Source organism: Novosphingobium rosa NBRC 15208, assembly GCF_001598555.1.
GTDB classification, from domain to species: domain Bacteria; phylum Pseudomonadota; class Alphaproteobacteria; order Sphingomonadales; family Sphingomonadaceae; genus Novosphingobium; species Novosphingobium rosa.
On record NZ_BCZE01000141.1, the window covers coordinates 1 to 7,977 of the forward strand.

General features: G+C 66.3%; 12 protein-coding genes. 8 read left to right on the forward strand and 4 right to left on the reverse strand.

The genetic code is table 11. The features are described from left to right. Positions 1–207: 207 nt before the first annotated feature. Positions 208–963: a FadR/GntR family transcriptional regulator gene (locus SR3_RS29650; RefSeq protein WP_068094841.1), complete on the forward strand. Its 756-nt coding sequence runs from the start codon at positions 208–210 to the stop codon at positions 961–963. A gap of 91 nt (positions 964–1,054) precedes the next feature. Here the strand turns inward: SR3_RS29650 and SR3_RS29655 are convergent, their stop codons facing one another. Then, entirely contained in the window at positions 1,055–1,951 is an 897-nt protein-coding gene (locus SR3_RS29655) for a LysR family transcriptional regulator (RefSeq protein ID WP_068094843.1), read from the reverse strand. Positions 1,952–2,078: 127 nt separating this feature from the next. On the opposite strand from SR3_RS29655, the gene SR3_RS29660 reads away from it, so the two are divergent. Both SR3_RS29660 and SR3_RS29665 read left to right on the forward strand, forming a co-directional pair. After that, a complete protein-coding gene (locus SR3_RS29660; protein WP_068094846.1) occupies positions 2,079–2,843 on the forward strand; it encodes an SDR family oxidoreductase in 765 nt (254 codons plus the stop codon). A gap of 126 nt (positions 2,844–2,969) precedes the next feature. Next, the gene (locus tag SR3_RS29665) at positions 2,970–3,761 is read left to right on the forward strand and encodes an SDR family NAD(P)-dependent oxidoreductase (protein ID WP_068094849.1); all 792 of its coding nucleotides are present in this window, start codon (positions 2,970–2,972) and stop codon (positions 3,759–3,761) included. A 71-nt stretch (positions 3,762–3,832) separates the two neighbouring features. On the opposite strand, the gene SR3_RS29670 is transcribed toward SR3_RS29665, so the two are convergent. Further along, the gene (locus SR3_RS29670) at positions 3,833–4,798 is read right to left on the reverse strand and encodes a GlxA family transcriptional regulator (protein WP_068094851.1); all 966 of its coding nucleotides are present in this window, start codon (positions 4,796–4,798) and stop codon (positions 3,833–3,835) included. Positions 4,799–4,912: 114 nt separating this feature from the next. Between SR3_RS29670 and SR3_RS29675 the strand changes: the two genes are divergently transcribed. Continuing rightward, positions 4,913–5,554, forward strand: a complete 642-nt coding sequence (locus SR3_RS29675) for an HD domain-containing protein (RefSeq protein ID WP_068094854.1) — start codon at positions 4,913–4,915, stop codon at positions 5,552–5,554. Positions 5,555–5,644: 90 nt separating this feature from the next. Here the strand turns inward: SR3_RS29675 and SR3_RS29680 are convergent, their stop codons facing one another. Then, the gene (locus SR3_RS29680) at positions 5,645–5,974 is read right to left on the reverse strand and encodes a hypothetical protein (protein WP_068094867.1); all 330 of its coding nucleotides are present in this window, start codon (positions 5,972–5,974) and stop codon (positions 5,645–5,647) included. A 167-nt stretch (positions 5,975–6,141) separates the two neighbouring features. Between SR3_RS29680 and SR3_RS29685 the strand changes: the two genes are divergently transcribed. The 4 genes from SR3_RS29685 to SR3_RS29700 all read left to right on the forward strand — a co-directional run bounded on the left by SR3_RS29685 (position 6,142) and on the right by SR3_RS29700 (position 7,743). Beyond that, complete coding sequence (locus SR3_RS29685; protein ID WP_068094857.1) at positions 6,142–6,552, forward strand: DUF1801 domain-containing protein; 411 nt, start codon at positions 6,142–6,144, stop codon at positions 6,550–6,552. Between the two features lie 97 nt (positions 6,553–6,649). Further along, complete coding sequence (locus tag SR3_RS29690) at positions 6,650–6,949, forward strand: hypothetical protein (RefSeq protein WP_068094860.1); 300 nt, start codon at positions 6,650–6,652, stop codon at positions 6,947–6,949. A 34-nt stretch (positions 6,950–6,983) separates the two neighbouring features. Beyond that, positions 6,984–7,304, forward strand: coding sequence for a DUF1905 domain-containing protein (locus SR3_RS29695; protein WP_068094869.1), 321 nt, complete (start codon positions 6,984–6,986; stop codon positions 7,302–7,304). A gap of 19 nt (positions 7,305–7,323) precedes the next feature. Beyond that, positions 7,324–7,743 carry an SMI1/KNR4 family protein gene (locus SR3_RS29700; RefSeq protein WP_157099213.1) on the forward strand — a complete coding sequence of 140 codons (420 nt, stop codon included), beginning with the start codon at positions 7,324–7,326 and terminating at the stop codon, positions 7,741–7,743. A gap of 6 nt (positions 7,744–7,749) precedes the next feature. On the opposite strand, the gene SR3_RS32025 is transcribed toward SR3_RS29700, so the two are convergent. Beyond that, a partial coding sequence (locus SR3_RS32025) for an alpha/beta hydrolase domain-containing protein (protein WP_218018910.1) occupies positions 7,750–7,977 on the reverse strand: 228 nt, incomplete at its 5' end.

Here is a 7,977-nt window from a genome sequence, read left to right on the forward strand (position 1 = left end):
GTCGCCAATGCCATAGACGCCCTGATCGGTCTCGATCTTCAGCGTGACGAAATTACGCCCCGGGCAGGTAACGATGACGCGGGCGGAATGGATTTTCATGGACGTGTTCCCGGATTGGTCTTCTCGTGCTAGGAACCGGGTTGACCAATTTCATTTGGCCTGTCAAGTTTAGAATAACTGGTAAGGCCAACCAAGGAGACGCAGACCATGGGTGACGACGCCTTTCCGCAGGACCGGCTCTATCAGGACCTTGCCCGCAAGCTGATGAAAGAGCTGGCATCCGGAAAGTATGCTGTCGGCGACCGCCTGCCCGCCGAGCGCGAACTGGTCACCCAGTTCAACGTCAGCCGCCCCACCGTGCGCGAAGCCGTGATCGCGCTGGAGGTTCAGGGTCTGGTCGAGGTGCGGGTGGGATCGGGCGCCTATGTGAAGCGCCTGCCGGGCCGGAATGACATTCCCGGCTTCAACATCACCGCCTTCGAACTGACCGAGGCCCGCCTGCTGTTCGAAAGCGAGGCCGCCGCGCTGGCCGCCACCCAGATCACCGAGGAAGGCCTCACCGAACTGGCCCAGCTGATCGAGAAGATCGAGCAGGAAAACAACAATCCCAACGGCACGGAAAAAGCCGACCGGGACTTCCATCTGGCCATCGCGCGCGCCACGCGCAACACGGCCATCTTCGAAACCGTCGAGCGCCTGTGGGATTTGCGCTCACGCTCGCCCGAGAGCGCCCTGCTGCATGCCAAGGCCCGTTCGGCCAACGTCAAGCCGGTGGTGGATGAGCATACGGCGGTCTATGAGGCGCTGCGGGCACATGATCCCGTGGCGGCACGCGCGGCAATGCGCGCCCATCTCTCCTCCGTGCTGGACAGCCTGCTGTTCGCCACCGAGGAAAAGGCCATTCAGGAGGCCCGCCGCGCGGCGCAGGCCCAGCGCGACCGCTACGCCCGCGTCACCAGCTGATCGTCGCCCTTTCGAAAAGCATGGCTATTGGCCATACCAAAATCAACAGTTCGACAGCCCAATTGGGAAAGGCCAGCCTGATCGGTTCGCCTCAATCCCAATAGGGCGGATCGCCGAAAGTGTCGCGCAGATGCTCGATCAGGCGGCGTAGCTTGGCCGAGGGTTCGCGCCCCTGCGCATGGGCCATATAGAGGGTATCGGGCGCGGGGGCGGCCTCCAGCGGCACCTCGACCAGCGCGCCCGCCCTGATCGCCGGCCCGGCGATAAAGGCGGGCAGCATGGCCAGCCCCAGCCCGGCGATGGCCGCATCGCGCATCATATCGCCATTGTTGACCCCCAGCGCCAGCCGCGCCCGGATCGAGACGGGCCCCTCGGCGGTCTCGAAACGCCAGTCGCCCACGCCGCGGTTGGTGTAATAGATGCCGCGATGGCGGTGCAGGGATTCCAGCGTCCCGGGCGTGCCATGCTCGGCCAGATAGGCCGCCGAAGCGGTGAGGATACGCCGGCTTTCCGCCAGCTTCCAGACGATCAGCCGCGTGTCGTCGATGGCGCCGTTGCGGATGATGGCGTCATGCCCGCTGGAGGCGACATCGATCCGCCTGTCATCCAGATCGAGCGTCAACTGGATATCGGGATGCGCCTTGAGGAAAGGATAGAGCGCCGGGCCCAGGTGCAGCCGCCCGAAAGTGACCGGCGCGGCAATGCGCAAGGGGCCGCTCAGCGTGCCGCGCCGCTCGGTGATGTCGGCGGCGGCGGTGGCGATCTCGCTGGTGATGCGCTGCGCGCGGGGCAGAAAGGCGCTGCCATCCTCGGTCAGCGCCAGCTTGCGCGTGCTGCGGTGGAGCAGCTTCGCGCCCAGTGAGCGCTCCAGCTCGGCCAGCCTTTCGCTGACCACCGATTTGGACAGGCGCAACTGCCGCGCCGCCGCGCTGATCGAGCCCTGCTCGGCGGTGGCGACGAAAGCCTCAATGCCCTCGATCCGGATCATCGTTCGGTATCTCCGAATTATAGAACTCACATTTAGCCACTAATCCGAACGCCGATGCAAGGGCATCTTCTCCTCATCAACCGGGGCCAGCCCTTCAGGACACGCCCCCCAATCGAGGAGAACCATCATGGACCGTTTGCTGAACAAGGTCGCCATCATCACCGGGGCCAGCGCCGGGATCGGCCGCTCCACCGCCCGCCTCTTCGCCGCCGAGGGCGCGAAGCTGGTCGTCGGCGCGCGCCGTCAGGCCGAGCTCGACAGCCTTGTCGCCGAGATCGAGGCCGCTGGCGGGCAGGCCATCGCGGTGGCGGGCGATGTGAAGGACGAAGCCTTCCACGCAGCGCTGGTGCGCGCCGCCGTCGAGACCTACGGACGGCTGGACATCGCCTTCAACAACGCCGGCATCATGGGCGAGGCCGGGCCCAGCACGGACATCTCCGCCGAAGGCTTTGCCGACACGGTCAACACCAACCTCACCGCCTCCTTCCTGGCCGCCAAACACCAGATCGCCGAAATGGTGAAGCATGGCGGCGGTTCGGTGATCTTCACCTCCACCTTCGTGGGCTACAGCTTCTCCTTCCCCGGCGTGGCCGCCTATGCCGCCAGCAAATCGGGGCTGATCGGCCTGACTCAGGCGCTGGCCGCCGAATTCGGCCCGCAGCAGGTGCGCGTCAACGCCATCCTGCCCGGCGCTGTCGACACCGACATGTATCGCGGCATGAATGACAGCGCCGACAAGCAGGCCTTCATCACCAACCTGCATGCGTTGAAGCGTGTCGCCACGCCGGAGGAAATCGCCCGCTCGGTGTTGTATCTGGCCTCGGATGACGCCAGCTTCGTCACCGGCACCGCCTCGCTGCTCGATGGCGGCATCTCGATCACGCGGAGCTAAAGCATCGGGCGAAAAAGTGGGAACCGGTTTTTCGCCAAAACGATGCGACAACAGAGATCTGAAGCATTCCGCGTGATTCAGGAAACACGCGGAATGCTTCAGGCCGCAAGCACAGGAGCCAAGACAATGGACCTTCAGCTTCAAGGAAAACTGGCGCTGGTTTCCGGCAGCACCGCCGGGATCGGCAAGGCGATCGCCACGGCGCTGGCGCAGGAAGGCGCGCATGTGATCGTCAATGGCAGAACGCAAGCGGCGGTGGACACGGTGGTGGCGGAGCTTTCCGCCGCCACTGGCGCCATAGTCGAGGGTTTTGCGGGCGATCTGGGCACGGATGCCGCCGCGCAGAGATTGTTCGCGCGCTTTCCCAAGGTCGAGATTCTGGTCAACAACCTCGGCATTTTCGAACCCAAGCCCTTCGAGGAGATCCCCGACGAGGACTGGCAGCGCTTCTTCGATGTCAATGTGCTCTCGGGCGTGCGGCTCTCGCGGCTTTACCTGCCCGCGATGCGCGCGGCGAACTGGGGCCGCATCATCTTCATCTCCAGCGAGAGCGGGCTGCAGATCCCCGAGGAAATGGTGCATTACGGCGTGACCAAGGCCGCCCAGATCGCCGCGGCGCGCGGCATCGCGGAAAGCGTGGCGGGCAGCGCGATCACCGTCAACAGCGTGCTGCCCGGGCCGACCCGTTCACGCGGCGTCACCGATTTCGTCGAGACGCTGGCGCAATCGGGCGGCAAGAGCTTTGATCAAGTCGAGGCCGAGTTCTTCGAGCATGTCCGCCCCACATCGCTGATCAAGCGCTTCGCCACGCCGGAAGAGGTGGCCTCGCTGGTCGCCTATGTGGCCAGCCCCCTCGCGGCGGCCACCCATGGCGCGGCGTTGCGGGTGGATGGCGGCGTGGTCAAAAGCGCCTATTGATCGCCTGTTGATCGCAGGTTGACGTAGGGCCTGCGGCAGTCCGGACGCGACCGCCGCAGGCCTTTGCCGTTTCAGGCCGCACCCGTTCCATGCAGCCCGCGATAGGCCGCAGGCGACAAGCCCAAACGGCGATGAAAGGCCCGGCGAAAGGTCTCCACATCGCGAAAGCCGCATTGCGCGCCCGCCAGCTTGGGCGGCATGCCCTGCTCCAGCAAATGGCGCGCCGCCTCGATCCGCGCGCCTTCCACCCAGGCCGAAGGCGTCACCCCCACCTCGCCGCGAAAGAGCCGGGCGAAATGGCGCGGGCTCATCCCCGCGCGCGCCGCAAGATCGGCCACGGCGTGATCCGCCTGCGGGTTGGCGACGATCCAGCGCTGCACCTCCTGCAAGGCCGAGCGCCCGGCGGGGCCTGCCTGACGATCACGGCTGTATTGCAGCTGGCCGCCGGGCCTGCGGAAATACATCACCAGCTGCTGCGACACCTGCCGGGCGATCTCCGCCCCCAGATCCTCCTCCACCAGCGCCAGCGCCAGATCGAGCCCCGCCGTCACCCCGGCGGCGGTGCGCACCGGGCCATCGCGCAGATGGATCGCATCGACCTCCAGCATCACCTCGGGAAAGCTGGCGGCGAAAGCCTCGGCGATGGCCCAATGGGTGGTCACGCGGCGGCCATCGAGCAGGCCTGTCTGGGCCAGCAGAAAGGCGCCGGTGCAGACCGAACCGAAGCGGCGGGTCTTGCCCGCCGCCGCGCGCAGACGGACCAGCAACTGCTCGTCACGCGCGCGGCGATGGAGGTTGGGCGCGCCGGCCACCAGCAGCGTGTCGAGCGGCGGATGGTCCTGCCCCAGAATGCCGTCGGGCAGCAGCCGCATGCCTGACGAGGCGTGGATCGTGCCGGGCGCGGCCGCCAGCACATGGACCTGATAGGCGCTCTGGCCCGATCTGCCGCCAGCCTCGGCGAAGACATCGGCGGGCCCGGCCACGTCGAGCAGTTGGGCACCTTCCATCGCCAGAATGCCAATATGCCGCAATGTCATGAGTCCCCCGAGTCCGGATGTGAACGCTTTTGGCAGAAATAGCAGGAAAACATCGTCAAGCGCCATAGCCAATCGCGGTTACAAGCAAGCAGACCCCAAGGCTGGAGACCCAAGATGACCATGATCGATGCAGGCGCCGCCATTCCCGACAGCACGCTGGCACGCGCCATCACGCAGTTCGTGCGCGACACCGAAACGGAGCTGCTCTTCAACCATTCCAGCCGCGTCTATCATTTCGGCGCGCTGGCCGGGCTGCAACGCGGCCTGCGCTTCGACCGCGAGCTGCTCTACGCCGGGGCCATGTTCCATGACATCGGCCTGATGCCCGGCCATGCCAGCGCCGATGAGCGCTTCGAGGTCGATGGCGCCCATGTCGCACGCGATTTTCTGCGCAGCCATGGCGTGTCCGAGGCCGACGCCTACACCGTCTGGACCGCCATCGCGCTGCACACCACGCCGGGCATCCCGGTGCATATGCATCCGGTGGTGGCGCTGGTGACGGCGGGTGTCGAGATGGATGTGCTGGGGCTGACCTATGCCCAGTATCAGCCTGCCGAGCGTGAAGCCGTGGTCAGCGCCTTTCCCCGCACCGCCGCCTTCAAGGAAGACATCATTCAGGCCTTCTACGACGGCATCAGGCACAAGCCCGACACGACGTTCGGCAATGTGAAGGCCGATGTGATCGCCGACAAGGAGCCGCACCACCATCGCGGCAATTTCTGCCAGATCATCCGCGACTCCGCCTGGAAGGGCTGACGATCCCCCCGGCTGAAGACATGAGAAGGGCCCGGCGCAGCGCGCCGGGCCCCTGTGCGGTTCTGGTGTCCGGTTCCGGCTTGCCGGTGTTTAGCGCCCGATCGCGCGTGACTGGGCGTTTTCCTCGGCGTTCAGGCGGTGCTGCTGCCCACGGGTGATGTAGCCGCCATTGGCGCGGGCGTCGGCGTGATCCTGCGCGGCGATCGAGCGGGTGGTGGCGCGCATCGCGCGGGCCTGACCACGGGAGATCTCGCCCTCGCGGCGCTCCTGATTGATGCGGGCAAGCTGGTGGTGCTCGCGATGCAGCACCTCATGCTGGCGCGGGTGGCGCTGGCCCCAGGTCGCGGCGTCGGCGCTGGTGCCGATGGCGGCCAGCGAAGCGGCGGTGGCGATGGCGAGAATGAACTTGGTGGCACGCATGATGATCGCACTCCAGACTTGCCGAAAGGGCCCTCCCATCCGGTGAATCACCATCTGCGCCATCCGGGTTGAACGATATCTGAGGCGCGCTGAAAGCATCCATTCAACTGGCCATCCATCGCATCCCATGGCAAGGCTGCGCATCCTTCACCCATCAGGATCACGCCATGACAGATCAGGACACGCCCAAAGCCCGGATCGACGCGAAACTGGCCAGCCTTGGCGACTGGCGGGGCGAGACGCTGGGGCATCTGCGCGCGCTGATCCTCAAGGCCGATCCTGCGGTGGAAGAGCATGTCAAATGGGTCAAACCCTCCAACCCGCATGGGGTGCCGACCTGGGAGCATGCCGGAATTCTCTGCACGGGGGAGGTCTACAAAGCCTATGTGAAGCTTACCTTCGCGCAGGGGGCCGCGCTGCCCGATCCGGCCGGCCTGTTCAATGCGGGTTTTGACGGCGGCACGCGGCGCGCCATCGATCTGCGTGAGGGCGAGCAGATCGACGCCGCCGCTTTCGATGCGCTGATCAAGGCCGCCGTCGCGTTCAATCTGGCCAGGCAAGAGGCCCGCAAGCGCTGACGCCCTCAACGCGCGAGGGGCACAGCCTGCCGCAGCGCCATGGCGGCCCGGCGGCGCGGCATGGCAGCCCCGGCGCGATCCCAAGAGGAGGCTGCGGATGAAATCTCTCGCCATCGGTGTCGCCGCCTGCCTGGCGGTCAGCGTTGCGGGCGCCGCCACGCAGGATTTCAGCCCGCTGGCCTCCTATGGCCCGGGCGGGCGTTACGCCACCGGCACGCATGGCCTCGATGCGCTGCCCTCGCGCCATCAGGTTCAGGCGGTGCGCGGGCAGAGCGTGCGGGCGCTCAGCGCCGTTCCCGCCTTCGCTCAGGCCGACGATGCCCTGCGGCAGGGTCTGGCCGACCTGGCGCGCGCCAGCGCCCATCCAATGGCATCGATCTCGACAGGATGCGTTTGACGGAGCGCGGTTTCGTCATCAATGGATTCCCATGATGAGCGAACGCGAAACCATCCCGTTCAGCGGCAAGGTCTGGGTCTGGACCTCCGCCAAGCGCGAGAAAGAGAAACCCGTCCGCTGGTTCTTCGTGACGGTGGAGGGCGCTCCGGCGGCGGAACTGAAGCTGGCCTCGATGGGATTGACCGCGGGCTTCGGCTCGCTGCCGGTGACAGCGCGGATCGGCGCGACCACATGGCGCACCTCGGTCTTTCCCCATCGTGAGAGCGGCGGCTGGCTGCTGCCGCTCAAGGCGGCGGTTCGCAAGGATGCCGGGATTCACGAGGGTGACGAGATCGAGGTGACGCTCGACATCTGAGGCAAGGAAGGGCGTGATCATGCCATCGGCGAAGATGGAGCAAGCCATTGCGCTGCTGCTTGCGCACGGCGATGCGTGTGCCACGCGCCTTCCCCCGCCGGGGGACGCGGTGCTGAACGACATCGCGCGTGAAAGCGGCCTGCCCCTGCCGGACGACTATCGCACCCTTGTGCAAAGGGCGGGCAACATCAGCCTCACCAGGGAATTGCTCCAGCCCCGCGCGGGCCGAGAGGGACGCCTGAATCTGCTCTCGGCCATCGTGGAGGCCCGCGCCTCAGGCGTCCCGGCGGAATGGCTGCCCATCTGCCGGGACAATGGCGATTACTATTGCCTGTTGCCCGATGGATCGGTCCGCCTCTGGTCGCATGACGCGATGTTCGAGGGGGAATGGACCGATCTGCCGGATTGGGTGGTGGACAGTTTTATCAACGGCAACTGACCTGTATCACCGCGCGCCGAAGGCCTGATCGGCATAGCCGCGCGCGCGCTGTTTCTCTTCCGCCGCATCGGGCCCCAGCAGCCAGCCCTGCGCCTGCAGTTGCGCCAGCCGGGCATCGAACTTCGCCAGATACTCCGCCTTGCCGCCGGGATAGGTCTTGGCCAGCAACGCCGGATCGACCGGCAGGCGCTTCAAATTGCGGATCGGCACCACCCCGCCGCAAGCCGAGGCGGG

Coding starts and splice junctions, on each gene's coding strand:
- SR3_RS29650 (WP_068094841.1), top strand. CDS start 208: ATGGGTGACGACGCCTTTCCGCAGGACCGGCTCTATCAGGACCTTGCC.
- SR3_RS29655 (WP_068094843.1), bottom strand. CDS start 1,951: ATGATCCGGATCGAGGGCATTGAGGCTTTCGTCGCCACCGCCGAGCAG.
- SR3_RS29660 (WP_068094846.1), top strand. CDS start 2,079: ATGGACCGTTTGCTGAACAAGGTCGCCATCATCACCGGGGCCAGCGCC.
- SR3_RS29665 (WP_068094849.1), top strand. CDS start 2,970: ATGGACCTTCAGCTTCAAGGAAAACTGGCGCTGGTTTCCGGCAGCACC.
- SR3_RS29670 (WP_068094851.1), bottom strand. CDS start 4,798: ATGACATTGCGGCATATTGGCATTCTGGCGATGGAAGGTGCCCAACTG.
- SR3_RS29675 (WP_068094854.1), top strand. CDS start 4,913: ATGACCATGATCGATGCAGGCGCCGCCATTCCCGACAGCACGCTGGCA.
- SR3_RS29680 (WP_068094867.1), bottom strand. CDS start 5,974: ATGCGTGCCACCAAGTTCATTCTCGCCATCGCCACCGCCGCTTCGCTG.
- SR3_RS29685 (WP_068094857.1), top strand. CDS start 6,142: ATGACAGATCAGGACACGCCCAAAGCCCGGATCGACGCGAAACTGGCC.
- SR3_RS29690 (WP_068094860.1), top strand. CDS start 6,650: ATGAAATCTCTCGCCATCGGTGTCGCCGCCTGCCTGGCGGTCAGCGTT.
- SR3_RS29695 (WP_068094869.1), top strand. CDS start 6,984: ATGAGCGAACGCGAAACCATCCCGTTCAGCGGCAAGGTCTGGGTCTGG.
- SR3_RS29700 (WP_157099213.1), top strand. CDS start 7,324: ATGCCATCGGCGAAGATGGAGCAAGCCATTGCGCTGCTGCTTGCGCAC.